Raw genomic sequence first — 26,130 nt, 5'->3', positions numbered from 1 at the left:
TTGGAGGGTTTGAGATGTACCATGCTAAAAAAACATGGCTTGATAAAGTCATCGATTCAGAACAGATCGAACAATTGACGGCGGATGGCACAATCTCATCGCACGTCGCACAACTACTTGTCCAACGGGGATTCACGACACGTGAAGCAGCCCGTGATTTTCTAGAAACCGATCAGATGGCATTCCACGATCCATTTGCTTTTAAAGACATGCCGAAAGTCGTCGAACGGATTCAACGTGCCGTCAACGAAGGTGAGATGATTTTAATTTACGGTGATTATGACGTCGATGGTGTGAGTTCCGCTGCGATTCTCTGGCATGCCTTGATTGAAATCGGAGGGATGGCAGAGTGTTATATCCCAAACCGATTCACGGAAGGCTATGGACCGAATGAAGCCGCATTTCGCTGGGCAGCGGAAGAAGGGTTTAGTCTCGTCATCACTGTCGACTGTGGGATTTCCGGTATCCACGAAGCAGATGTCCTGAAGGAACTCGGGGTCGATTTAATCATCACCGATCACCACGAAGCCAAAGAAACGTTACCCGATGCCTTTGCCTTGATCCATCCAGGTGTCGATCCAGACTATCCGTTCTCAAAACTTGCTGGGGCAGGCGTCGCCTTTAAAGTCGCACATGCTCTCCTTGATCGTGAACCAGTCGAATTACTCGATCTTGCCGTGCTCGGAACGATTGCCGATCTTGTCCCGCTCGTCGGCGAAAACCGCTTGCTTGCGATTCGTGGAATCGAGGCGCTAAACGCAAGTGAACGTCCAGGTATCCTTGCGTTACGGGACGTTTGTAGTTTGACGGAAGACGAACTGACGGAAGAATCAGTCGGATTTGCATTCGGTCCGCGGATCAATGCGGCAGGTCGTCTTGATTCAGCGATGCCAGCGCTCGAGATGTTACTAGCGGAAAGTAAGGATGAGGCACTTCATCTCGCGAAACAACTCGACCAACAAAATAAACAACGTCAAGATATCGTCAAACAGATTGCAGAGGAAGCAACGGCACTTGTCGAAGAACGTTTTACAGAGGACCGCGTGCTCGTCGTCGATGCGGCAGACTGGAATCCAGGTGTCGTCGGGATTGTCGCCTCGCGACTCGTTGAAAAATATCACCGTCCCGTCATCATGCTGTGTCATGATGCTGAAAAAGGAACAGCGAAGGGTTCTGGACGTTCAATCCCAGCCTTTGATCTCTTCGCTGAACTGACGAAATGTGAAGACATCTTGCCGCATTTCGGTGGACATCCCGCTGCTGCCGGTATGACGCTCTCTTCCGATGACGTCGAGGCGTTACGTCAACGTTTGAATGAACAAGCCAGTACGTTGCCAGACGATGCCTTCATCGCGACAATCGATGTCGATCTACGTCTACAGGTCAGTGATGTCTCGATCCAGTTGATTGAAGATATTCAGCGATTGGCACCGTTCGGGATGGGAAATCCCGCGCCGCGGATCGTCATCGAGCAAGCGAAGATCCGTGACATGAAACGGATTGGTCGTGACTTGACGCATGTTAAAGCACTACTATCAGGCGACGGGAAGGAACTCGATGCGATCGGCTTCGGCTTCGGCGACCTTGTCGATGAAGTCTCGACCTTATCGGAGATTCACTTGATGGGTAGTCTGAACATCAATGAATGGAATGGGTTCCGTAAACCACAATTGATGATTCAAGACGTCGCCGTCGAAGATGTCCAAGTGTTCGATTACCGCGGCGGTAAGCGGCCGCTGAGCGAACTATTCGCCTTACCGCATGAGACGACGACGTTCGTCGCCTTTACTGATGAGGTGAAGGAGAAGTACGCGGAACGTCCGTTGAACGGACCGATTCGTCAAAACATCGTCTTCCTCGATCTACCGGAAGAAGAAGTTGCGTTTCATCCATACGTCCAACAGGCAGAGCGGATTTATTGTGCCTTTAAGGACGAGGGCTATTATTTTGAGACGATTCCATCGCGGGAGGACTTCAAGCATTACTTCCAGTATTTCGCGAAATGTCCACGCGACGAGCTCCGAATTGGTCTCGTACGTTTGTCAAAATCGCGAAAATGGACGAAACGATCGATTAACTTTATGCATTCGGTATTCTCGGAACTTGATTTTCTTGTTACAATGGAGGACGGGCTGCCGGGTGTAAACCCAAATGCTGCAAAACGAGATCTGACGGAAGCTCCGACGTACCAGCGTCATGAAGCGCGTCAAGAGCTCGAGCAACAATACATTTATTCGTCACTCGCTCAGTTGAAAGAGCGTTTTGATACTTTGGTAGAAGCGGCGAAGCAGGAGGAAAAGACATGGAGTTCAAACAGCATATAAAAGAGGTCGAAAACTGGCCGAAAGAAGGAATCAGTTTCAAAGACATCACATCACTCATGCAGAACGGACCAGTATACAAACAATCGGTTGATGCACTTGTCGAATATGCACGCAGTAAAGGTGCTGATGTCATCGCGGGTCCGGAAGCACGTGGATTCGTAGTTGGTTGCCCAGCCGCTTACGCGATGGAAATCGGATTCGTACCTGTCCGTAAAGAAGGAAAATTACCACGTGAGACAGTCCGTGTCGAGTATGGTCTTGAGTACGGAAAAGACGTCTTGACGATGCATGAAGATGCGATTCAACCAGGACAACGCGTCGTCATCCTTGACGACTTGCTTGCAACAGGTGGTACGATCGAAGCGACGATCCAAATGATTGAAAAATTAGGCGGAACGGTTGCCGGAATCGGATTCTTGATTGAACTCGATGGTCTTGGTGGACGTGAGAAACTCGAAGGATACGACGTTCTCTCATTGATTCGCTACGAAGACTAAAGCATATATACTCTCTTGGTACATGGTGACCAAGGGGGTATTTCTTTTTATTTTGACATCTTCTCAAGATTTCACGATAATAAGAACTATATATTAGGGATTCCGTTGCAGACGATCCCGGGGACTGGGTGAGGAAAAGGGATGACAAACAAACAAATCGTAAATGTAGAAGACCTTCTCGCTCGATGTGCGGAATACATGACGCAAGCTGAAGTCAAAGACATCGAACGGGCTTACCAATTCGCGAAAGACGAACATGATGGGCAATTCCGCCGTTCTGGGGAACCCTACATCATTCATCCGGTACAAGTTGCCGGTATCTTAGTCGATATTGGTTTGGATGCAACGACGATTGTCGCTGCGCTTCTTCATGATGTCGTCGAAGATACGGACATTACACTCGAAGAATTAACGGAACGATTCGGACCCGACGTCGCGATGCTCGTTGACGGCGTCACGAAACTCGGGAAAATCAAATATAAATCGAAACGCGAAGAATTGGCTGAGAATCATCGGAAGATGTTCATCGCGATGGCAGAAGACATTCGCGTCATCTTGATCAAACTGGCTGACCGTCTGCATAACATGCGGACGTTGCAACACATGGTCAAGGAGAAGCAGGTGCAAAAGGCAGAAGAGACGCTCGAAATCTTTGCACCGCTTGCGCATCGTCTCGGGATTTCGACGATCAAGTGGGAACTCGAAGATATCAGTTTGCGATATATCAATCCACAACAGTACTACCGGATTGTCTCAATGATGAAACAAAAACGGACGGAACGCGAAGCGCTCGTCAGTTCGGTCATTGAAGAGGTCAAAGAAGTACTCGATGATGTACAAATCGCAGCGGAAGTCGATGGACGTCCGAAGCATATCTATTCCATTTATAACAAGATGCAAAACTCGAAAAAAGAATTCAGCGAAATTTATGACTTGATGGCTGTGCGCATCATCGTTGATTCAATCAAGGACTGTTACGCTGTTCTCGGAATCATTCATACGCAATATAAACCGATGCCGGGACGTTTCAAGGATTATATCGCGATGCCGAAGCCGAACATGTATCAATCGCTGCATACGACGGTCATCGGACCGAAAGGCGAGCCGCTCGAGGTCCAAATTCGGACACGAGACATGCATTTCATTGCCGAGTACGGTATTGCCGCTCACTGGGCGTATAAAGAAGGTAAGGAACAGGAAGCGAAATCAGGCTTTGAGGATAAGATTGCCCACTTCCGTGAAATCCTCGAATTGCAGAAGGATACAGCGGATGCTGAAGAATTCATGGAATCGGTCAAAGTCGACTTCTTTAGTGACATGTTGTACGTCTTTACACCAAAAGGCGACGTCATCGAATTGCCGAAAGGCTCTGTTCCGATTGATTATGCGTACCGGATCCATACGGAGATCGGTCACCGGACGATCGGGGCGAAAGTCAACGGACGGATGGTCCCGATTGATTATAAGCTGAAGACAGGCGACATCATTGAAATCGTCACTTCAAAACACAGTTATGGTCCAAGTAAGGACTGGCTCAAGATTTGTGTGTCGAGTCAGGCGAAGAACAAGATCCGTCAATGGTTCAAACGTCAGCAACGCGAAGAGAACGTCTCTAAAGGACGGGAACTGATCGAAGCAGAAGTCAAGAAACTCGGATTCGAGCCGAAGGAAGTCATCAATGAGAAGACGCTCGAAGACGTGACGCGGAAGTTCAACTTCGCGCAAGAAGAAGACATGTATGCTGCCGTTGGGTATCATGGTCTGACCGCTGCCCAAGTCGCGCATAAATTGACGGAAAAGTTACGCAAAGACAAAGAGTCCAAAAATCTTGAACTGAACGAAGCCATTAGTGAGATGAAGACGTTCGATCGTCCGAAGAAGGAAAATCCAGAAGGCGTTCGTGTCAAAGGCATCGATAACATGCTCGTTCGCATGAGTCGTTGTTGTAATCCAGTACCAGGGGACGATATCGTCGGGTACATCACACGTGGACGGGGTGTCTCGATTCACCGGACGGATTGTTTGAACGTCATTCATGAACAAAATCCAGAACGCTTGCTCGAAGTCGAGTGGGAACACGAAGGCAAAGCCGTTAAGAGTTATAACGTCGAAATCGAAATTTCTGGATTCGACCGGGCAGGATTATTGAACGATGTCCTGCAGTCGGTATCTGCGACGAATACAAACATCGTTGCCGTTAGTGGGAAAGGCGACGACAGTAAACAAGCAAAAATCACGATGACGATCGCGATCAATAACGTCAATCATTTACAAAAAGTCGTCGATCGCATCAAACAAATCTCTGACGTGTATGCTGTACATCGCGTCATGATGACGTAAGGAGCGGATGAGTCATGCGAGTCGTATTACAACGAGTCAAAGAAGCAAGTGTCACAGTCGATCAGGAGGTCATCGGTCAAATCAAGCAAGGTTTTCTCTTGCTTGTCGGTGTCACGCACGAAGACACGATCGATCAGGTGAACTGGTTAGCTGATAAAATCGCAGGACTCCGCGTGTTTGAAGATGAAGAAGAACGGATGAACCGCTCGTTGCAAGATGTCGACGGTCAGATTCTATCCGTCTCGCAGTTCACGTTGTATGGTGATGTCAAAAAAGGACGTCGCCCAGCGTTCACGGAAGCAGCGAAACCGGATCTTGCCAACGAATTGTATGAAGCGTTCAATGAACGTCTTCGTGCGCAAGGACTGACGGTCGAGACAGGTCAGTTCGGTGCGATGATGGATATCGCGCTCGTCAATGATGGACCGGTGACATTGATTCTTGAAAAAGAAGCAAACGCTTGACAGGAACCGAGAGACGAGGCAATATTAGACGTAACCAAATGATTCATACGACCGAAGACGAAGAGGAGTAATCAAGACCTTGTCTGCTTAGAGAGTCGCCCCTTGGCTGGAAGGGCGAACAGACGAACTTGATGAAAGACCCTTCCGAGGTATCTTCCTGAACTGATAGTAGGGAAGGTCGTACGCAGGCGTTAACTGCACCGAGTGGTCAAATGTGATTTGACAACCAGGGTGGTACCACGGGATCTTCAAGTTCTCGTCCCTTTGCGGACGAGGACTTTTTTGTATTCAAAAAAGGAGGAATTTGAGATGAAATTACCACGCGGTACGTTTGATGTCCTTCCAGGAACAGTCGAACGCTGGCAGTACATCGAGCAACAATTACGTGATATCAGTAAGCGTTACAACTATAAGGAAATTCGGACGCCGATTTTTGAGGAGACAGAACTCTTCAAACGTGGCGTTGGTGAGACGACGGATATCGTTCAAAAAGAAATGTTCATGCTTGAGAAACGCGGAAAAGACCAGTTGACGTTACGTCCAGAAGGAACGGCTGCTGTCGTTCGTTCATTCGTGACGAACAAGCTGTTCGGTTCACCGAACCAACCGACGAAATTGTTTTACATTGGACCGATGTTCCGTTATGAACGTCCGCAAGCAGGTCGTTTCCGTCAGCTCCACCAATATGGAGTCGAGGCACTTGGTAGTGAACAACCAGCGATCGATGCGGAAGTCATCAGTCTCGCGATGAGCATCTACCGTTCATTCGGATTGAAGCACCTTAAGCTCGTCATCAATACACTCGGGGATAACGAAAGTCGCGCCGCACACCGGGCAGCACTCGTCGATCACTTCAAACCGGTCGTTCACGAGTTGTGTCAGGACTGTCAGAACCGTCTCGAAACGAATCCACTTCGTGTCCTTGACTGTAAGGTCGACCGCGATCACCCGAGTATGGCAACGGCACCATCGATTCTCGATTACTTAAACCCGGCATCAAAAGCCTACTTCGATGAAGTACTGCTTCACTTAGATGCACTCGGCATCGAGTATGTCGTTGATCCAACGCTCGTCCGCGGAATCGATTATTACAATCACACGGCATTCGAGATCATGTCAGAAGCAGAAGGCTTCGGAGCGATCACGACATTATGTGGTGGTGGACGATACAACGGTCTCGTCGAACAGATCGGTGGACCGGCAACACCGGGAATCGGATTCGGAATCGGCATCGAGCGTTTATTGATGGCACTTGAGAATGAGAACGTCTTACCGCCAGTCGATGATCAAATCGATGTCTTCATCGTCGCGCAAGGCAGTGACGAAGTCGAAAAGACGGCAACACGTCTCTTACAATTGATGCGTCTCGAAGGACTTGTCGCGGATCGGGATTATCTCGGTCGAAAGTTCAAAGGACAATTCAAGGCAGCCGATCGCTTGAAAGCACGCTATACGGTCATCCTCGGGGATGAAGAAGTTGAGCGTGGTGCAGCAGCGCTGAAGAACATGGCTACAGGGGAACAGACGGACGTTCCGTTATCAGCAGTCGCTGATACGATCGTCGCGAAATTAAAGGAGGAAGCACAATGATCGGACGCACGCATATGAACGGTCAGGTGACAGAAGAAGTCATCGGTCAACACGTTCAACTTAAAGGATGGGTTCAAAAACGACGTGACTTAGGAGGATTGATCTTCCTTGATCTCCGCGACCGGAGTGGCATCGTCCAAATCGTCTTCCAACCGGAAAACGAGCAGGCACACCGCCTTGCGGAATCGATTCGTTCAGAGTATGTCCTCGACATCAAAGGACACGTCATCGGCCGTGAGAATCCGAACCCGAACATCCCGACTGGGCAAGTCGAGGTCGTCGCGGATGAAGTCGTCATCTTGAACGCAGCGAAAATGACACCATTCCCGATCAGTGAAGAAGCAGAGCAGACGTCAGAAGATTTACGTCTTAAATATCGTTATCTTGACTTGCGTCGTCCGTCGCTTCAAGAGACATTCCGTCTCCGTTCGAAAGCATCGAACATCATGCGGAACTTCCTCGATGAGCAAGACTTCTTGGAAGTCGAGACACCAATCTTAACGAAATCAACACCAGAAGGCGCACGTGACTATCTCGTTCCGAGTCGTGTTCACCCAGGTGAGTTCTATGCCTTGCCACAATCACCGCAATTGTTCAAACAATTGCTGATGGTGTCTGGTTTTGAGCGATACTTCCAAATTGCACGTTGTTTCCGTGACGAAGACTTACGGGCAGACCGTCAACCTGAATTCACGCAAGTCGATATCGAGACGAGCTTCATGGACATCGAAGATTTGTATGCGATGATGGAGTCGATGATGACACGTGTCATGAAGGAAACGCTTGGCAAAGATATCGTGACACCGTTCCCACGGATGCCATATGCGGAAGCGATGAGCCGGTATGGTTCGGATAAGCCAGATACACGCTTCGGTCTCGAATTGATCGATGTCGCGGAAGCCGTCAAAGGTGCAGGATTCAAAGTATTCGACATGGCACTAAAAGCAGGTGGCGAAGTCAAAGCATTGAACGTCAAAGGTGCAGCTGAGCGCTTCTCGCGTAAAGATATCGATAAGTTACAAGAATTCACGGCGATCTACGGTGCAAAAGGTCTCGCGTGGGTCAAAGTGACAGCGGACGGACTGAACGGTCCGATCGCGAAGTTCTTCGACGAAGAAGCAACTGCTCGCCTGACAGCGGCGACAGATGCGGAATCAGGCGACTTATTGTTGTTCGTCGCAGCAAAATCATCGATCGTAGCAGACAGCTTAGGTGCGCTCCGTCAGAAATTAGCGAAGGAACTGGACTTGATCGATGAGTCGGTCTTCAACTTCCTTTGGGTGACGGACTTCCCACTCGTCACGTACGAAGAAGAAGAAGGTCGTTTCTACGCGAACCACCACCCGTTCACGATGCCACGTCGTGAAGATCTCGAATTGCTCGAGACGGATCCTGGAAAAGTCCTCGCCGTCGCGTACGACCTCGTCTTGAACGGATACGAGCTCGGCGGTGGATCACAACGGATCTACGAACGGGATATCCAAGAGCGGATGTTTAAGTTGCTTGGCTTCACAGAAGAAGAAGCAAACGAGCAGTTCGGTTTCTTGATGGAAGCATTCGAATACGGAACACCACCACATGCGGGAATCGCACTTGGTCTAGACCGTCTCGTTATGTTACTCGCAGGACGTTCAAACTTGCGTGATACGATTGCCTTCCCGAAAACAGCATCAGCAAGCGATCTGTTGACGGCAGCACCAAGCCCAGTCTCGGATGCGCAATTAAATGATCTCTCGATTCGAACAGCAGTTAAACAATCGTAAGACACGACAAGCGAATCTTCCGGTATGGGAGATTCGCTTGTTTCATGAAGGAGGTCGAACGGATGGAACGACACTTTTTTGAACGCTCACCGGTTGAAGTCGGTCCAGATTTCTTAGGAACACAGATCACCGTCGATGAGGTGACGATGCGGATCGTCGAGGTCGAAGCCTATCTCGGTCCTCACGATCAAGCAGCGCACTCGTTTTCCGGAAAACCAACGAAACGGACGGCACCGATGTTCGGTCCACCGGGGCATCTCTATGTGTATTTCACATATGGTATGCATCACTGCATGAATATCGTTTGTGGACATGAAGGGGAAGGATACGGACTTTTACTACGAGGTGCGGAAATCATCAGTGGGCACGACCTCGTCGCGGAACGTCGTTTTGGTTGTTCCTACGCAGCGTTGACGGGGGTGCAACGGCGTAATCTCGTCAATGGACCAGCGAAACTGTGCCAAGGATTCGGTCTCACGACAGCGGATTCAGGTCAGGATCTCTATCAAGCACGGTTCCGACTCGTTGCTGACCCGGTCGATGCGATCGTCCAGACGACACGGATCGGTATTCCGAACGCAGGAGAAGCGACAGCCTATCCATGGCGGTTTTATGTAGAGGCGAGTGAAGGTGTCAGTAAACGTTAAAAAATGGACGCTCCGATAAGGAGACGTCCATTTTTTATTTAGGGTTGTTGATTGATTTTTTCGACTGCTGTTTTTTATAGAATTTATAGACGATTGGACCAACCGTCGTTACGAGCGTCATTAATGTTCTAAGTTTACCGCGTTTTGCTGCCATTGATTCATTCACTCCTCTGATTTGTTGTACTAATCATATTCCACGAAAACAACGTCTTAAAACCTCATCGGCACATCAAGTGGTTTTCTATCTACCTTGGTCGGGTCATAGTATAAGGAGAAGGGAGTCGATCAATATGGGAGCAGTCGTTTGGTATCGTCATGATTTACGTGTCGATGATCATGAGGCACTTCGGAGTGCGTGTGAAGAACATGACGTCATTCGTGCCATATACGTCAAAGACCAAAAGAAACGCGATTTTAAAAGAGGTACACAACAAGCACGGTTCGAACAAGAGACACTAGAGAACCTAGCGGGCCATCTGTCTCAAATCGGGATTACGTTAGATATAGTAGAAGGGGAGACAATTGAGACACTCGATTCTTATCTGCAAGCGGATGATACCGTCTATTTCCATAAGATGACCGGAACAGAAGAAGCGACAAGTGAGCAGTATATCGAAGACAGATATACCGTCCGCTCTTTTGAAACACAGACATTACATCGACGGGAAGATATCGGAAGTGATGAATTAAAGCGTGTCTTTACGGCATTTCGAAAACGTGTCGAGGCGAGAGGGACCTTCTACGATCCACTCGATCTACCAACCGGTATTCAGTTAGTAAAAGAAGAATCGGTCGAAGCGAATCCCGAAATCGCGTTCCCCTTCCGTGGTGGAGAGTCAGCAGGGAGAGCGCGCCTTAAGGAATACCTTGCTGAGCCTGTATTCACCTATAAAGAAACACGGAATGGGTTCTTACGAAATGATTCTTCGAAGCTGTCTGCCTGGCTAGCGAACGGATCACTCTCGCCGCGTCGCGTCATGGCTGAATTGCAGGAAGCCGAGCGAAAAAAGGGAGCGAATGAATCGACGTACTGGTTGTATTTCGAACTGTTATGGCGTGACTTCTTCCATTTGACGATGCGTGAGACAGGAAGCCGTCTGTTCCGTGCGAGCGGATTACAAGAAGGTCAATCCACGTGGAAGGCGGACCAGCTAGCTGTCGAACGTTGGATAGAAGGAAAAACCGGTGTGCCATTCGTCGACGCCTTCATGAACGAGATTCGCGAGACGGGATGGATGTCGAACCGCGGCAGGCAGATCGTTGCCAGTTATCTGATTCATGAATTAAAGCAGGACTGGCGCATCGGAGCGCGATATTTCGAACAGCAGTTGATCGACTATGATGTCGCTTCGAACTATGGGAACTGGGCGTTCATCGCGGGTGTCGGGAATGCGACACGCACACCACGATTCGATCCCGCATTCCAACAACAACGATATGATCCGAATCAACACTTCACGAAACGTTGGACCTGAAAAAAGCATCTTTTTCTGGAGTGGGAAGTAGTTGCATTTCAGAGGGGAGGATGCTATATTAAATGCATCAGATGGGGTTCCTGAATTGTACGAGAGCCGCCTTTTATCTTTGAGCCACTCTTTTTTGATAGGGAGTTTGACGTTCCAACTAGTAGTACATGCCTCGTAACACAGCAGGAGGACGTACGAATAGGAATCGGATAAGACACCCACCTGCACAGCAGGTTCAAAAATAAGGTATCGACACGGCACTTCGGGTCCCATCGTCTTATTATTTTATTGTTTGACACGTCGCATGACGTTTTTTTTTATGATATAATTCCGAGTAAAACAGTATGAGTATTGTGAGGTTATGAGATGTTACATCAATTTTCGCGTAATGAATTAGCAATCGGTAAAACTGGACTTGACGCATTGGCATCCAAGTCCGTCGCTATTCTGGGTATCGGTGGTGTTGGATCGTTCTCAGCAGAAGCGCTTGCCCGCAGTGGTGTAGGTCGTTTGATTCTCGTCGATAAGGACGATATCGACATCACGAACGTCAACCGACAAATCCATGCTTTGCTTCCGACGGTTGGTCAACCGAAGGTCGATGCGATGGCAGAACGTCTTGCGTTAATCAATCCGGATCTTGAAATCGTTCGCTTGAAGATGTTCTACAATGAAGAGACATTCGAGTCGTTCTTCGAACAGCAACCGGATTATGTCATCGATGCATCGGACACGGTCTCGTTCAAGATTCACTTGATTCAGGAATGTAAGAAACGTAACATTCCAATCATCTCAAGCATGGGGATGGCGAACAAGATGGATCCAACTCGCATCAAGATCGTTGACATCAAAGATACAAGTTATGATCCACTAGCGAAGGTCATTCGGACGAAACTTCGGAAAGCCGGTATTCATAAAGGTGTTCCTGTCGTCTTCTCTGATGAACCGCCCGTTAAGATCATCGAAGAAGTCCGTCAAGTCGTCGGAAACGATGCGGCTGCAATTCGTAAGGCAAAGATGCCGCCAAGTTCGAATGCGTTCGTTCCATCAGTTGGTGGATTGATCGCAGCGAGCTACGTCATCAACGAGATCGTCCGTGAAGCCGGCGTGACGATCGAACGCGTTCGTTAAAAAAAAGCGACCTTATGGTCGCTTTTTCTGATGTGTGGCTGTTTGTTTGTTCCAAAAATCAAGTCGAGCTTGCAGTTGTTTCTCAAAACCGCGTGGGCTTGGACGATAAAAGACCGGTTTTGTCCGGGCAAGGTTTTCCGGCCAGTAATTCTGTGGCACATAGGCATGTTCGAAGTCGTGCGGGTACTGATAGGTGACGCCATTCCCAAGTGCCGCTGCCCCTGGATGATGGGCATCGCGCAAATGTGGCGGTACCGGACCGCCGTCTGAACGGCGAACGAGTGTCAATGCTTGATCGATCGCTGAGATGACAGCATTCGATTTCGGTGCCGTCGCGAGATATAAGACGGTTTCAGCGAGCGGAATCCTTGCTTCAGGGAAACCGACGTACTCGCACGCGCGTGCGCAGGCATCGACCATTAATAACGCTTGCGGATCAGACAGACCGATGTCTTCTGCCGCATGGACGTAGAGACGCCGTACGATGAAGCGCGGACTTTCGCCCGCTTCAATCATGACAGCGAGCCAGTAGAGCGCAGCGTCGGGATCGGAACCCCGAATTGATTTGATGAAGGCGGAGATGACATCATAATGCCGATCGCCGTCCTTATCGTACTTCAATGCTTTTTGTTGAATCGATTCCTCGGCGACAGCGAGATCGATCGTGATCTGACCATCGATTTCCGGTGTCGTTAAGACGGCGAGTTCAAGCGCATTCAATAATGCCCGGTAATCGCCATCCGACAACTTGACGTAATGATCGATCGCGTCATCCGTGATCGTGATCGGATATTTGCCAAGACCACGTTCTTCGTCTTTTAGGGTCCGGTCGAGGACGATTCGTAAATCGTCTGCCGTCGGGGGTTCAAAACGAAAGACTGTTGCCCGCGATAAGAGAGCGGCGTTGACCTCAAAACTCGGATTTTCCGTCGTCGCCCCGATCAATGTGATCGTACCCGCCTCAAGCGCTGGCAGTAAGGCGTCTTGCTGCATCTTATTGAACCGATGGATCTCATCGAGAAAAAGGATCGTTTTTTGATCCTCGAACTGAAGACGAGCTTCGGCTGCTTTTAGAATTTCCCGTAATTGTTCCAGTTTCGCCGTGACCGCATTCAATTGCTCGAATGCTGATTTCGTATAACTGGAGATGACACGTGCGAGCGTCGTCTTACCGGTACCGGGTGGACCGTAAAAAATGACGGTTCCGAGACGATCGGCTAAGATGGCACGCCGCAGGAGCGTTGTCTCTCCAATTAGATGACGTTGTCCGACGATTTCATCCAGATTCTGCGGACGCATTCGATTCGCGAGCGGTCCGGCAGGAGACTGGGATTCAAATAAATGTGCCATACACATACGCTCCTTCCACTTTTAGCTACTACTATACTAGAAAGGATGATCCTTCGCATGATGAAAATCTCGACGAAAGGGCGATATGGTCTGACGATCATGATCGCACTCGCGAAAGAAGCTGAATCTAAACCATTGTCCTTAAAGAAAATCGCGCAGATGTATGACTTATCTGAACACTACCTCGAGCAATTGATCGCACCACTTCGTAATGGTGGTCTCGTCAAAAGCGTCCGCGGCGCTTACGGCGGATATAAGCTCGGTCGTGAAGCACAAAGCATCACAGCGGGTGAAATCATCCGCTTACTTGAAGGACCACTCGTCGTCGTCGAAGGTGATGCGTGTGACGAGGTCACGAAACGCAAACTGTGGGATAAAATCCAACAAGCAGTCGATCAAGTACTCGATTCAACGACGCTACAAGACTTAGCGGAAGAAGACGATACAGGATACATGTTCTATATTTGAGAGGTGAAAACGAATGAATTACTTTGACCATTCGGCGACGACGCCGATGCGTCCGGAAGTCCTTGAGGCGATGACGCCTTATTTGCTCGAACAGTATGGTAACCCATCGAGTGTCCATGCGGCTGGTCGGTCTGCTCGTGCAGCGATTGACAAAGCACGTCGGCAGATCGCACAAGAATTGAACGCGAAACCAACCGAACTGATTTTCACAAGTGGTGGAACGGAGTCGGATAACTATGCCATCTTCGGTGCGGCAGAGGCAGCGCGTGAAAAAGGACGTCATCTCATTACGACACGGTTTGAGCATCATGCCGTGCTCCGCGCGTTCGAAGAGCTGGAAAAACAAGGCTATGACGTCACGTATCTTGATGTACCAACGACAGGCGTCGTCTCATTGGCTGCCTTGCAAGAAGCTGTCCGGGAAGATACGACACTTGTCTCGATCATGTTCGGCAACAATGAAGTCGGAACGATCCAGCCGATTGCGGCAATTGGTCAATTTTTACGAGAACGCGGTATTTTGTTCCATACGGACGCGGTGCAGGTGTTCGGAAAACAAGCAATCGATGTCGAAGCGTTACAGGTCGATCTTTTATCCGCGTCTGGTCATAAAATCAATGGTCCAAAAGGAATCGGTCTATTATATGTACGGACAGGTGTGAAATTAGCGACGCAGACGTATGGCGGAGAACAGGAACGCAAGCGTCGCGCTGGTACGGAGAACGTACCGGGAATCGTCGGTTTAGCGAAAGCGCTCGAACTGATGATCGCAGAGCGCGATCAACAGCAGGACCACATCAAACAACTGCGTAGCGTTTTGCTAACACGCTTGGATGAAAGTGGCATCACTTACGAAGTCAACGGTGTTGAAGGATTGCCGAATGTCCTCAATCTTTACTTCCCGCAAATTGAAATCGAACCGTTCCTGATCATGCTCGATATGCGCCAGATGGCCGTATCGAGCGGGAGTGCATGTACGGCAGGATCCGTCGAACCTTCGCATGTCTTATCGGCGATGTATGGCGAAGATGAACGGACACGAGCATCGGTCCGAATCAGTTTTGGTCACGGAAATGAGCTCGCGCAAGTCGAACTACTCGCACAAGCCTTGCAAGATGTCGTAAAATCGTTTCAGAATTAACTAAGAGGTGAAATAAATGAATACACGAGCGAAAGCCCCGAGTGAAACGACAGTCGTCGTTGGGATGTCGGGCGGTGTCGATTCTTCTGTGACCGCTCATTTATTAAAAGAGCAAGGCTATAACGTCATCGGGATCTTCATGAAAAACTGGGATGACACGGATGAGAACGGCTTTTGTACGGCGACGGAAGATTATGAAGACGTCATCGCCGTAGCCAATCAAATCGGCATTCCGTATTATGCGGTCAATTTTGAAAAAGAGTACTGGGATAAGGTCTTCACGTACTTCCTCGATGAATATAAACTCGGTCGGACACCGAATCCAGACGTCATGTGTAACAAGGAAATCAAGTTCAAAGCCTTCCTCGATCACGCGATGCGTCTTGGTGCCGATTTCGTCGCGACAGGTCATTATGCACGTGCTGTCTATGAAGATGGAGAACATAAATTGCTTCGTGGTGTCGATGCAAACAAGGATCAAACGTATTTCTTGAATCAATTGTCGCAAGAGCAAATTGCGAAGGCGATGTTCCCGATCGGTCACATGGAAAAATCAGAAGTGCGCCGGATCGCAGAAGAAGCGAACCTTGCAACAGCTAAGAAAAAAGACTCGACCGGTATTTGCTTCATTGGCGAGCGGAACTTCAAACAGTTCCTCGGTCAATACCTACCGGCACAACCCGGTGAGATGCGGACGCTTGACGGCAACGTCATGGGTCGTCACGATGGATTGATGTACTATACGATGGGGCAACGCCACGGGCTTGGTATCGGTGGCGACGGAGAACCTTGGTTCGTCGTCGGAAAAAACCTAAAAGAGAACATTCTCTATGTCGATCAAGGATTCCATAACGAATTATTGTATTCGGAAGGGTTACTTGCTTCAGATGTCAGTTGGACATCTGAACGTCCAGTCGGTGAGACATTCCGTTGCACAGCGAAATTCCGTTACCGTCAACAAGACACAGCCGTCACGGTTCGTGTCCTTGAAGATGGACTCGATGTTTCGTTTGACGAGCGTCAACGAGCAATCACACCAGGACAAGCGGTCGTGTTCTATGATGGAGACATCTGCCTCGGTGGTGCCACAATCGATGCAGCCTATAAAGCAGGCGAACGCCTCGCTTATTTAGCATAAGGAGCAAAAGAAGATGAACTATAATGAAGTAGGGTTCCGGCATCTAGAAGCTGGAAATTATGAATTAGCAGCGCAAGCGTTTAACGACGCGATCGAAGAAAATCCAAAAGATCCGACAGCGTACGTCAATCTTGGAACATTACTCCAAACGATGAACGATGCTGATCGTGCCCTTCGTTTTTATGACCGGGCACTGATGATCGATAACACGTTTGCGAGTGCCTATTATGCAAAAGGGGCGCTGTTCTTTGCTGCCGATAAACTCGTCGAAGCAGAGGAATCATTGCGGGCAGCGTTATTATATGGACTTGACGACGCGGATCTCCATTTCATGCTTGGGATGACGTATCAAAAACTAGGTGATCCAGTACGTGGCTTACCTCGTCTACAGCGCGCGTCAGAATTAAACGGTGTCGATATCGAGATCGCATTCCAATACGGACTTGCCTTAGCGCAAAACGAGAAGTTGGAAGAAGCGGTCGAGATGTTCGAGCACGTCTTGATGCTTGACGAAACGCATACGGATGCACGATACAATTATGCGATTGCCCTTGCTTTCCTTGGTCAACAAGAAGCCTGTTATGCAGAACTTGAAGCCGTTCTTGCCTATCAGCCGGAACACGCGCTTGCACGAGATGCAAAAGCGAAGATGGATGCGTTATTAAAACAAGCAGATTGATCTAAAAAAAGACGATTCCAGGCGGAGTCGTCTTTTTTTATGCTATTTAATTCCCGACTTCACGGATGACACGAAGCGGAGGTCCGGAAAAGTCTTCATAGGCTTCATCCATGTTTTTCGTATACAGTTCGATGACGTTATTTTCTGTATCCTTGAAATAAGCGGAATACTCTTTTTGGTTCGAGGTCTCCTGTTCATCCCATTCTCTTAGCTTCACGGTGATTGAAGCTTCCCGAAGCTGATTTAAGGCTTGCTGGAACTCGTCCTTCTCAACGTAAAAGGCACAGTGGACATGGACTCCGCCTTCATCGTACAACGTATCCCATTCGGAGACCGGTAAGTGTTTGACGGTTCGTTCTTCCATCGTGAAGTCCCGTTTCAGCCAAAGACCGAGTCGGGTGTTGCCGCCAATGTAGAGCCACGTTGCCCAGACCCCATCTTGTTTAGATTGTTCTTTGCTCGGCTCAGCATCCTCAGGTGCCCATTGCTCGACGACTGGAATGCCTAGTGTCCCATTCCAAAAGCCAACCGCACGGTCCATATCTTCGACTTCAAGTACTAATTCACACAATCCTGCAATCGGTAAACGTGCCATCCTTGAACTCCTCCTCTTAACGAAATGTTTCACGGTATCTTTCCCTGATTTAAAATCCGGTAAACGAATGCTATGATGAAAGCAGCGAATGAAAAAGAGAGAAAGAAGGTGGAGTGATGGAGCACCCCCATCAAGTCGTCGGGCGCGTCAAACGTGTGCTCTTTTCTTCTGAAGAAGAAGCACACTCCATTGTATTGGTCGCCGTCAAAGAAAAGAACTTTGAACTGAAAGAAACCGAGCTCGTCATCACGGGTACTGGGGTTGGGATCGAACTCGGAGGAACGTATCAAGCATTCGGTCGTCTCGTCGATCATCCCCGGTTCGGAAAACAACTGAAGGCGGAGCTGATTCGACGATCGGTTCCGATGACAAAACATGCGACGATCCGCTTCTTGACGAATGGTTCGTTCACCGGCATTGGTCCGAAGACAGCGAAAAATATCGTCGATGCTCTCGGAGAAGAGGCAGTGGATCTCATTTTGAAAGATGAACGGGTACTGAATCAGGTGCCTGGGTTAAAACAAAAACAAGCTGACATCATCTTGAGTCGACTCGCCACGTTATACGGTGTCGATCAGTTGATGCTGTTCTTAGCACCGTTTGATGTCACACCGAAGCTAGCGGCAAAGATCTATGCCGCGTACGAGGGCGACGCCATGGCACGGATTCGGGAGAATCCGTATTCCTTGATGTATGAAGTGAATGGGATTGGTTTTAAGACAGCCGATCATATTGCCTCACATCTCGGACTCGTCGGATTACATCCAGAGCGTGTCGCTGCTTCGATCATGCACATATTAGAACAAGAAGCGGGCGAGGGACATGCCTTCGCGACGGTCGACTCGCTGTTGCAACGGGCACCCCGTCTGCTAGGGGAAGATCCGGGAGAGCGGCTGGAACAAGCGATCGAACTGTTGCTCGCTGAAGATAAGGTCAAGCTCGAAGAAGGTTGCTTGTATTTACCGACGATCTTTTATGCGGAAGTCCGAGCGGCGAAGGAGCTAGCACGCGTCATGGCAAACGGTGCCGAACAGGAAGTCGATGTCGCGACGATCCTTGAAGCAATCGGGCATCTCGAAGAACAGTTTGGGATGGAATATGCGGCGCAACAGCGAGAAGCGATCGAGTTAGCGGTCAAAGCGCCGCTGATGGTCTTGACTGGTGGACCGGGTACCGGTAAGACGACTGTCATCAAGGGAATTTTGCATGCGTTGCAAGAAATTCATGACTGGCCGCTTGAGAAGAGTCGCGTCAAGACAGGGGATGTCTATCCATACGTCCTTGTTGCACCGACCGGACGCGCCGCTAAACGTCTGTCGGAAGCAACGGACGTCCCAGCGATGACGATTCATCGTCTGTTGAAGTATGACGGAACGAATTTCCAATTAAATGAAGATCAGCCGATCACGGGGAAAGTACTGATCATCGATGAGTCGTCGATGATTGATATCTACTTGTTATCGAGTCTGCTCCGTGCTGTGCCGAACGGTATGAAAATCTTGTTCGTCGGTGACCGGGATCAATTACCATCCGTTGGTCCTGGGCAAGTGCTGGCAGACTTGATGGATACGGAAGGGATTCCCGTCGTTCGTTTGAACGTCGTCCATCGCCAAGCGGAAGATTCTTCGATTTTACGGCTCGCGCACGATTTGAAGAACCGGACGACGTCAGCTGATTTGTTATCACCACTTGCGGATCGTCGCTTTTACACTGCGTCTCCGCAAGAGACGTTACGCGGCATCTCAGCCTTCGCGGAAAAAGCACTCGCAAAAGGGTATTCGAAATTCGATGTTCAGGTTTTGGCACCGACTTACCGTGGTCAGGTCGGAATCGACGAACTGAATGTCGCCTTGCAACGCGTCTACAATCCGGAGGAACCGAAAAAACGCGAAGTCAAACAAGGCACCCGGATTTACCGGACCGGGGACAAGATTCTTCAGCTCGTCAACAATGCGGAAGAGAACGTCTATAACGGAGATATCGGCGAAATCGTCAATATCTTCTTCGCCAAAGAAAACGTCGACAAGGTGGATAAGATCATCGCCCGCTTCGACCAGACGGAAGTCGAGTACAACCGGAGTGACTGGGATCAATTCACGCATGCCTACGCGATTACGATTCACAAGGCACAAGGGTCCGAGTTCCCGATCGTCTTGATGCCGGTCTATTTCACGGGGGCATTCAAACATTCTCGAAACTTGATTTATACGGCGGTCACCCGTGCGAAGTCGAGTTTATTATTGTTCGGCGACCCACGAGCGTTTCATAAAGCGTCGCAAGAAGAGGAGCCGCGGCGCCGAACACGATTGATTGAACGACTCGGTGGGGTGACAAAGACTTGACGGATGCTGTACGATAGGTAATAATCACGATAGATGAATGGACGTAACACGTTGATGGAAGATAAGTAAAAGGAAAACTCGAGTCCAGAGAGAAGTGAATCTGCTGCAATCACTTTCTCGAGTCCCTTTGAAGCTCCTTCCGGAGTCGGGTGTAAACACCTGCGGGTCATCCCCGTTATCAGATGTTCGAGGTAAGCAATGGATTGCTTACGAACGAGGGTGGTACCACGGAAGCGATGCTTTCGTCCCTTTTCAGGGATGAAGGCATCGCTTTTTTGCGTCCAAATAAAACCAATGGGGGTAACTGTTCATGAAAGCTTTAAAACCATTAACGGGTGCACAAATCCGTCAGATGTATCTTGATTTCTTCCAAAGCAAAGGGCATGCGATCGAACCGAGTGCTTCACTCGTACCGGTCGAGGATCCATCGCTCTTGTGGATCAACTCAGGGGTTGCGACACTCAAGAAATATTTCGATGGTCGTGTCATTCCTGATAATCCACGTATCGTCAACGCACAAAAATCAATCCGGACGAATGATATCGAAAACGTCGGGAAAACAGCACGTCACCATACGTTCTTCGAGATGCTCGGAAACTTCTCTGTCGGTGATTACTTCCGTGAAGATGCAATCAAATGGGGCTGGGAACTTTTGACGAGTGATGACTGGTACGGTCTTGACCCGGAACGTCTCTCGGTCACGATTCACCCGGAAGATGACGCAGCGCGTCAAATCTGGCTTGAACTCGGTGTACCGGCTGAGCGGATCATTCCACTTGAAGATAACTTCTGGGAAATCGGTGAAGGTCCATCTGGTCCGAACACGGAAATCTTCTTCGACCGTGGACCTGCTTTTGGAGACGATCCGAACGATTCAGAACTCTATCCAGGTGGCGAAAACGAACGCTATCTCGAGATCTGGAATATCGTCTTCAGTCAGTATAACCACGATGGACACGGCAACTACACGGAACTTCCACGTAAAAACATCGATACAGGAATGGGACTTGAACGGATGGCATGTGTCATGCAGGACGTGCCGACGAACTTCGATACGGATCTGTTCATGCCGATCATTCACAAAACAGAAGAGATCAGCGGTAAAATCTACCGTGATGATTCGAAACTCGATGTAGCATTCAAAGTCATCGCAGACCACATCCGTACCGTATCATTCGCGATCGGTGATGGTGCGCTTCCTTCGAATGAAGGTCGTGGATATGTCCTTCGTCGTTTACTACGCCGTGCGGTTCGTTATGCGAAGATGCTTGGAATCGAACGTCCGTTCATGTATGAACTCGTCGATACGGTCGGGAATGTCATGGTCGACTTCTACCCACAAGTTCCAGAAAAAGCAGACTTCATCAAACGTGTCATCAAAAACGAAGAAGAACGTTTCCACGAGACACTTCATGACGGTCTTGCAATCTTGAACACGGTCGCTCAGACGGCTAAATCAAACGGTGAGCACGTCATCAGTGGCGAAGATGCGTTCCGTCTGTATGACACGTATGGTTTCCCACTCGAATTGACAGTCGAGTATGCGGAAGATCATCAGATGTCTGTTGATGAAGAAGGCTTCAAACTAGCGATGGATGCACAACGTCAGCGTGCACGTGCAGCGCGTGAAGAGAGTGGTTCGATGCAACAGCAATCGGAAGTCCTCTCAACGCTAAAAGATAAAAGTACGTTCGTCGGCTATACCGACCTTAAGGCGGATGCGAAAATCATCGCATTGTTGCATGATGGAGAACGAGTCACAGAAGTCGCTGCTGGTGAAGAAGCACAAGTCATTCTCGACATCACACCGTTCTACGCTGAAAGTGGTGGTGAAGTCGCGGATACAGGAACAATCGAAGGCAAAGACTTCGTTCTTGATGTCAAAGATGTTCAAAAAGCACCAAACGGTCAAAACTTGCATACGGTCATCGTTCGTACAGGGATCGCAACGGAAGCTGCAGACGTCGTTGCAAACGTCGAAGCAGCAGAACGTAAAGCCGTCACGAAAAACCATACAGCAACACACTTGCTTCATAAAGCATTGAAAGACACGCTCGGAACACACGTCAACCAAGCGGGATCACTTGTTTCTCCAGAACGTCTCCGCTTCGACTTCTCACACTTCGGTGCCGTGACACAAGAAGAGTTGACAAAAATCGAACAAGACGTCAACCAAGCGATCTGGGCATCATTACCGGTTGATATCGAAGAGATGAACATCGCTGATGCAAAAGCAAAAGGCGCGATGGCATTGTTCGGTGAGAAGTACGGGGAAACGGTCCGTGTCGTCTCAGCAGGCACATACTCGATTGAATTGTGTGGCGGAATCCACGTCGGAAACACTGCAGAGATCGGTCTGTTCAAGATCGTCTCAGAGTCTGGGATCGGTGCAGGTACACGCCGAATCGAAGCGGTAACGGGTGCAGGCGCATATCGTGTCATGAATCAACACTTGGAAACACTCGAACAAGCAGCAGCTGTCTTGAAGACGAAGATGACAGAAGTTCCTGTTCGCATCGAAGCACTGCAACAACAGCTCCGTGAGACGGAACGGGCGAATGAATCGTTGCAAGCAAAACTCGCGAACATCGAAGCTGCTTCATTGAAGGACGATGTTGAGGAAATCAACGGTGTGCGTGTGCTTGCGAAACGCGTCGATGTCTCAGATATGGATGCTCTTCGCGGTATGATGGACGAGTTGAAGAGCTCGCTCGGATCGGCAATCATCGTTCTCGGAAGTGCGCAAGGTGAGAAAGTCAATCTCGTCGCAAGCGTCTCAAAAGATTTAATCGACCAAGGCTATCATGCTGGTAAATTGATCAAGGAAGTCGCAACACGCTGCGGTGGTGGCGGTGGCGGTCGCCCTGACATGGCTCAAGCTGGTGGAAAAGATGCGTCGAAATTAGAAGAAGCACTCGCGTACGCTTCACAATACGTGCAATCACTGGCATAATAGAAACGTAGTGTATATGAAAGAGGTGATGAACGTGAGTCAGATGGATCAAACGATGAAATTCAACTTTCCGGAAGACGATAACAAAGCAGCGACACGTGATGTGTTGTTGACGGTCTATCATGCTTTAGAAGAAAAAGGATATCATCCGATCAACCAAATCGTCGGCTATCTCCTTTCAGGAGATCCTGCTTACATTCCTCGTCATAATGACGCACGTAATTTAATTCGTAAGATTGAACGCGACGAATTGCTCGAAGAACTCGTGAAATCTTATTTGGCGGAGAGTGGAAATTCAAAATGAAACGTGCAATGGGACTAGATGTCGGTTCGAAGACGATTGGGGTAGCGGTCAGTGACTTGATGGGCTGGACGGCGCAAGGCGTCGAGACGGTCAAGTGGACGGAACCGGATTACCCAGAAGCCTTCAAACGGCTCGATGTCATCATGAAGACATACAATGTCGAAATCCTAGTCATTGGTCTTCCGAAAAACATGAACGGTTCCATCGGTCCCCGCGCAGAAGCAAGTGAAGCTTTTGCGAAGGAAATCGAACAGCATACCGGGCTTGAAGTCGTCTTCATGGATGAACGGTTGACGACGATGCAAGCAGAACGGATGCTGATCGATGCCGATGTCAGCCGTAAAAAGCGTAAACAAGTCATCGATAAGATGGCTGCCGTCATGATCCTGCAATCGTACTTGGATCGGACGAACCGATGAAGGGGGAGAAACCGATGGCTGAAGAAAAACGTCAGTATCTCTTTCCAGATGAAGAGGGCGGCGAACATCTTTTCGAAGAATGGTACCGTTACTCGAGTGAACGTACAGGAAAAACCTATCTGTTTCTTGAAATGATCGGTAACCCTGACGAAGGAGCAGATGATCTGATCATCTGTGAGATCGATGAATATGGAGAAGGCGAAGATGATTTCGAATTGAGCCTGATCGATGAAAATGATGAGCAAACTTGGGATGAACTCGAGCTTGCGTTAAAGGAGCGGATCACTGATGCAACAGAATGAACCAACACGTTACGTAATTCCGGACGGCGAAGGAAATGATTTCGAATTCGTAGAACGTCTGCGTTACGAAAGCCCACGTTCGAGTAAGACATACATCTTCCTTGAGCCAATCGGAGCAGACTATGACGAAGCAGAAGAAGTCGATATCTTCGTTTACGAACTTGACGAATACGGTGATGGAGACAACGACTTCAACCTCGTACCGATCGATGAAGATGATACAGCGACTTGGGATGAAATCGAAGAAGTCTTTAACACGCTCGAAGATCAGTTAGACTAACCCGACTCATGACAGGTGACGTCGTAAGAGACTTTCTCTTACGATGTCACCTTGTTTTAAGAGAAGAAGGAGGAACCGATGGAGAACGAATGGAAGCAAAATGCCGAAATCGAAAAAAGGCGACGCCGGACATCACGGCGGATTACGCTAATCATCCTTTCTGTATTGTTGACGATTTTTCTAGTTGCCAGTGCGGTCGTCTATGTCTTTTTGAAAAATGCGCTTGAACCAGTCGATGAAGCAGCGACGAAATCCGTCAAAGTCGAAGTTCCTTTAGGAGCAGGGACGAGTACGATTGCTTCCTTACTAAAGGAAAAAGACTTGATTGCGAACGAGACGATTTTCCGTTATTACGTCCGTTATAAGAATGAATCGTCATTCCAGGCGGGTACGTATACACTGTCACAAGCCATGTCCCCGGATGAAATCATCAATGAATTAAAGACGGGAACGGTCATGAAGGCAGCGGATGTGAAAATCACGTTACCTGAAGGCATCACGATGGATCGTCAAATCGCTTTGATCGCGAAAGCAACGAACTTCAAGGAAGAGACGGTCCGTAAAGAATTGACGGATGCGACATTCATCGACAGCATGATTGAAAAATATCCGATGTTGACGGATGAAGTGAAAAAAGATGGTGTCCTGTATGCACTTGAAGGGTACCTCTTCCCAGCAACGTATGAGTTTGATAAAGGAAAAAGCATTGATCAAATCGTCGAGACGATGCTCGATGAAACAGAAAAAGTCTACGATGAGAATGCGGATGCCATTCAAAAGTCAGGCATGACCTTCCATGAAGTGCTCAGTCTCGGTTCCATGGTCGAGCGCGAAGCGGCGACACCAGATGATCGTCGTGAAATCGCTGGTGTCTTCAAAAATCGATTGGATGACGGCATGAAGTTACAGTCGGATCCAACAGTTTGGTATGGTACAGGCGAAAATACGGCTTTAACGACGCTGAAGGATCTTGAGAATAACTCGAAGTACAATACGTACAAGTACGAAGGGATTCCGATCGGTCCGATTTCAACGGTCAGCAAAGATTCGGTACTTGCCGTATTAAATCCGAATAAAACGAAATATGTCTATTTCTTCGCACGTCCACCAAGTGATAAACATCCACGAGGACAGATTCTATACGAAGAGACATATGAAGAACATCAACGAAACGTCGTTAAGTATAAGCCGGAATGGGTGGAATACGAAGCGAGTAAAGAGCAATGAGCAACGGGTTGGGTTGAAGCGGGAAGTTCGCTTCAAGTCAACCTGTTTATGCGGAAGAGGGAGTGAATGGCGTGAATGATTTCACGACCTATGTCGAATCAATGATTCATCCTCGAGATGCTCTGTTAGAAGAAATGGAGCGTTATGCGGAAGAACATCATATACCAATCATCGAACTGACAGGTTCCGAAGTCTTGTTATCGCTCTTGCGATTACAACAACCGAAGCGCATTCTAGAAGTCGGAACCGCAATCGGATATAGTGCGATTCGGATGGCCCGTGCGCTACCGGATGCGCGCATTACGACGATTGAACGGAATGCAAAGCGGTATGAAGAAGCAAAAACCTTCATCGCCCGGTCAGATGTGGCGGACCGGATTGACATCATTTTTGGTGATGCAGTAGAATTAGCCGAAACGCTTGAAGACCAGTTCGATGCGGTCTTCATTGATGCAGCTAAAGGACAGTATAAAAAATTCTTTGCAGGATATGGGCGACTCATTCCTGAGGGCGGTGTACTCTATACGGATAATCTCTTCTTACACGGAGATGTTCTCGAGTCTGATCCGAAGACATTCGATCGAAGAAGACGTCGACTCGTGCGTCTCGTCAAGGAATTCACGGTCTGGATGATGGAACAAGAACAATACGATACGACGATTTTTCCGCTCGGTGACGGTGTATCCGTCAGTCGGAAAAAGTCGAAATGA

Annotated in this window: 23 protein-coding genes, 1 other RNA gene and 2 other annotated features; of the genes, 22 read left to right on the top strand and 2 right to left on the bottom strand. The window is 48.8% G+C overall.

What is annotated here, in order from left to right:
• The first annotated feature begins 14 nt into the window (after positions 1 to 14).
• The 10 genes from recJ (at position 15) to MKY22_RS11225 (ending at position 12,222) form a co-directional block, all read left to right on the top strand.
• On the top strand, positions 15 to 2,324 hold the full coding sequence (gene recJ, locus MKY22_RS11270) for a single-stranded-DNA-specific exonuclease RecJ (protein WP_290778330.1): 2,310 nt from the start codon (positions 15 to 17) through the stop codon (positions 2,322 to 2,324).
• Complete coding sequence (locus MKY22_RS11265; RefSeq protein ID WP_023468928.1) at positions 2,303 to 2,821, top strand: adenine phosphoribosyltransferase; 519 nt, start codon at positions 2,303 to 2,305, stop codon at positions 2,819 to 2,821. Before recJ ends, MKY22_RS11265 begins: the two co-directional genes overlap by 22 nt.
• 141 nt (positions 2,822 to 2,962) lie before the next feature.
• Complete coding sequence (locus MKY22_RS11260) at positions 2,963 to 5,161, top strand: RelA/SpoT family protein (protein ID WP_290778327.1); 2,199 nt, start codon at positions 2,963 to 2,965, stop codon at positions 5,159 to 5,161.
• Positions 5,162 to 5,175: 14 nt separating this feature from the next.
• Positions 5,176 to 5,625, top strand: coding sequence for a D-aminoacyl-tRNA deacylase (dtd, locus tag MKY22_RS11255; RefSeq protein WP_058713802.1), 450 nt, complete (start codon positions 5,176 to 5,178; stop codon positions 5,623 to 5,625).
• Positions 5,626 to 5,670: 45 nt separating this feature from the next.
• Positions 5,671 to 5,892 (top strand) — a binding site (T-box leader).
• Between the two features lie 42 nt (positions 5,893 to 5,934).
• On the top strand, positions 5,935 to 7,215 hold the full coding sequence (hisS, locus tag MKY22_RS11250; protein WP_064299563.1) for a histidine--tRNA ligase: 1,281 nt from the start codon (positions 5,935 to 5,937) through the stop codon (positions 7,213 to 7,215).
• On the top strand, positions 7,212 to 8,978 hold the full coding sequence (gene aspS, locus MKY22_RS11245) for an aspartate--tRNA ligase (protein ID WP_290778324.1): 1,767 nt from the start codon (positions 7,212 to 7,214) through the stop codon (positions 8,976 to 8,978). Before hisS ends, aspS begins: the two co-directional genes overlap by 4 nt.
• 62 nt (positions 8,979 to 9,040) lie before the next feature.
• A complete protein-coding gene (locus MKY22_RS11240) occupies positions 9,041 to 9,625 on the top strand; it encodes a DNA-3-methyladenine glycosylase (protein WP_290778321.1) in 585 nt (194 codons plus the stop codon).
• Positions 9,626 to 9,915: 290 nt separating this feature from the next.
• Positions 9,916 to 11,100, top strand: coding sequence for a DASH family cryptochrome (locus tag MKY22_RS11235; RefSeq protein ID WP_341088840.1), 1,185 nt, complete (start codon positions 9,916 to 9,918; stop codon positions 11,098 to 11,100).
• A 74-nt stretch (positions 11,101 to 11,174) separates the two neighbouring features.
• Positions 11,175 to 11,364: non-coding RNA, 6S RNA (gene ssrS, locus MKY22_RS11230), on the top strand.
• A gap of 93 nt (positions 11,365 to 11,457) precedes the next feature.
• Positions 11,458 to 12,222 (top strand): tRNA threonylcarbamoyladenosine dehydratase, encoded by a 765-nt coding sequence (locus MKY22_RS11225; protein WP_023468920.1) that lies wholly within the window; start codon positions 11,458 to 11,460, stop codon positions 12,220 to 12,222.
• A 12-nt stretch (positions 12,223 to 12,234) separates the two neighbouring features.
• Here the strand turns inward: MKY22_RS11225 and MKY22_RS11220 are convergent, their stop codons facing one another.
• Positions 12,235 to 13,572: a replication-associated recombination protein A gene (locus tag MKY22_RS11220; protein ID WP_047393656.1), complete on the bottom strand. Its 1,338-nt coding sequence runs from the start codon at positions 13,570 to 13,572 to the stop codon at positions 12,235 to 12,237.
• A gap of 60 nt (positions 13,573 to 13,632) precedes the next feature.
• Between MKY22_RS11220 and cymR the strand changes: the two genes are divergently transcribed.
• The 4 genes from cymR to MKY22_RS11200 are packed head-to-tail and all read left to right on the top strand — an operon-like array spanning position 13,633 to position 16,998.
• Positions 13,633 to 14,040, top strand: coding sequence for a cysteine metabolism transcriptional regulator CymR (cymR, locus tag MKY22_RS11215; RefSeq protein WP_056062801.1), 408 nt, complete (start codon positions 13,633 to 13,635; stop codon positions 14,038 to 14,040).
• A gap of 13 nt (positions 14,041 to 14,053) precedes the next feature.
• Complete coding sequence (locus tag MKY22_RS11210; RefSeq protein WP_341088839.1) at positions 14,054 to 15,181, top strand: cysteine desulfurase family protein; 1,128 nt, start codon at positions 14,054 to 14,056, stop codon at positions 15,179 to 15,181.
• 16 nt (positions 15,182 to 15,197) lie between these two features.
• On the top strand, positions 15,198 to 16,319 hold the full coding sequence (mnmA, locus tag MKY22_RS11205) for a tRNA 2-thiouridine(34) synthase MnmA (RefSeq protein WP_029342234.1): 1,122 nt from the start codon (positions 15,198 to 15,200) through the stop codon (positions 16,317 to 16,319).
• A 13-nt stretch (positions 16,320 to 16,332) separates the two neighbouring features.
• Positions 16,333 to 16,998 carry a tetratricopeptide repeat protein gene (locus tag MKY22_RS11200; protein WP_290778306.1) on the top strand — a complete coding sequence of 222 codons (666 nt, stop codon included), beginning with the start codon at positions 16,333 to 16,335 and terminating at the stop codon, positions 16,996 to 16,998.
• Between the two features lie 46 nt (positions 16,999 to 17,044).
• Here the strand turns inward: MKY22_RS11200 and MKY22_RS11195 are convergent, their stop codons facing one another.
• Positions 17,045 to 17,593 carry a VOC family protein gene (locus MKY22_RS11195; RefSeq protein ID WP_341088838.1) on the bottom strand — a complete coding sequence of 183 codons (549 nt, stop codon included), beginning with the start codon at positions 17,591 to 17,593 and terminating at the stop codon, positions 17,045 to 17,047.
• Between the two features lie 116 nt (positions 17,594 to 17,709).
• Between MKY22_RS11195 and recD2 the strand changes: the two genes are divergently transcribed.
• The 8 genes from recD2 to MKY22_RS11155 all read left to right on the top strand — a co-directional run bounded on the left by recD2 (position 17,710) and on the right by MKY22_RS11155 (position 26,130).
• Positions 17,710 to 19,935: an SF1B family DNA helicase RecD2 gene (gene recD2, locus MKY22_RS11190; protein ID WP_023468913.1), complete on the top strand. Its 2,226-nt coding sequence runs from the start codon at positions 17,710 to 17,712 to the stop codon at positions 19,933 to 19,935.
• 42 nt (positions 19,936 to 19,977) lie between these two features.
• Positions 19,978 to 20,188 (top strand) — a binding site (T-box leader).
• A gap of 57 nt (positions 20,189 to 20,245) precedes the next feature.
• Positions 20,246 to 22,888: an alanine--tRNA ligase gene (gene alaS / locus MKY22_RS11185; RefSeq protein ID WP_341088836.1), complete on the top strand. Its 2,643-nt coding sequence runs from the start codon at positions 20,246 to 20,248 to the stop codon at positions 22,886 to 22,888.
• Positions 22,889 to 22,922: 34 nt separating this feature from the next.
• The gene (locus MKY22_RS11180; protein ID WP_029342229.1) at positions 22,923 to 23,192 is read left to right on the top strand and encodes an IreB family regulatory phosphoprotein; all 270 of its coding nucleotides are present in this window, start codon (positions 22,923 to 22,925) and stop codon (positions 23,190 to 23,192) included.
• Entirely contained in the window at positions 23,189 to 23,611 is a 423-nt protein-coding gene (gene ruvX / locus MKY22_RS11175) for a Holliday junction resolvase RuvX (RefSeq protein WP_023468910.1), read from the top strand. Before MKY22_RS11180 ends, ruvX begins: the two co-directional genes overlap by 4 nt.
• A gap of 14 nt (positions 23,612 to 23,625) precedes the next feature.
• On the top strand, positions 23,626 to 23,913 hold the full coding sequence (locus MKY22_RS11170) for a DUF1292 domain-containing protein (protein ID WP_023468909.1): 288 nt from the start codon (positions 23,626 to 23,628) through the stop codon (positions 23,911 to 23,913).
• On the top strand, positions 23,900 to 24,193 hold the full coding sequence (locus MKY22_RS11165; RefSeq protein WP_023468908.1) for a DUF1292 domain-containing protein: 294 nt from the start codon (positions 23,900 to 23,902) through the stop codon (positions 24,191 to 24,193). Before MKY22_RS11170 ends, MKY22_RS11165 begins: the two co-directional genes overlap by 14 nt.
• Before the next feature lie 78 nt (positions 24,194 to 24,271).
• Positions 24,272 to 25,420, top strand: coding sequence for an endolytic transglycosylase MltG (gene mltG / locus MKY22_RS11160; protein WP_290778298.1), 1,149 nt, complete (start codon positions 24,272 to 24,274; stop codon positions 25,418 to 25,420).
• 71 nt (positions 25,421 to 25,491) lie between these two features.
• Positions 25,492 to 26,130 (top strand): O-methyltransferase, encoded by a 639-nt coding sequence (locus tag MKY22_RS11155; protein WP_023468906.1) that lies wholly within the window; start codon positions 25,492 to 25,494, stop codon positions 26,128 to 26,130.

This window comes from Exiguobacterium sp. FSL W8-0210 (assembly GCF_038006045.1).
GTDB lineage: Bacteria > Bacillota > Bacilli > Exiguobacteriales > Exiguobacteriaceae > Exiguobacterium_A.
This window is presented reverse-complemented; position numbering and strand designations above follow the sequence as displayed.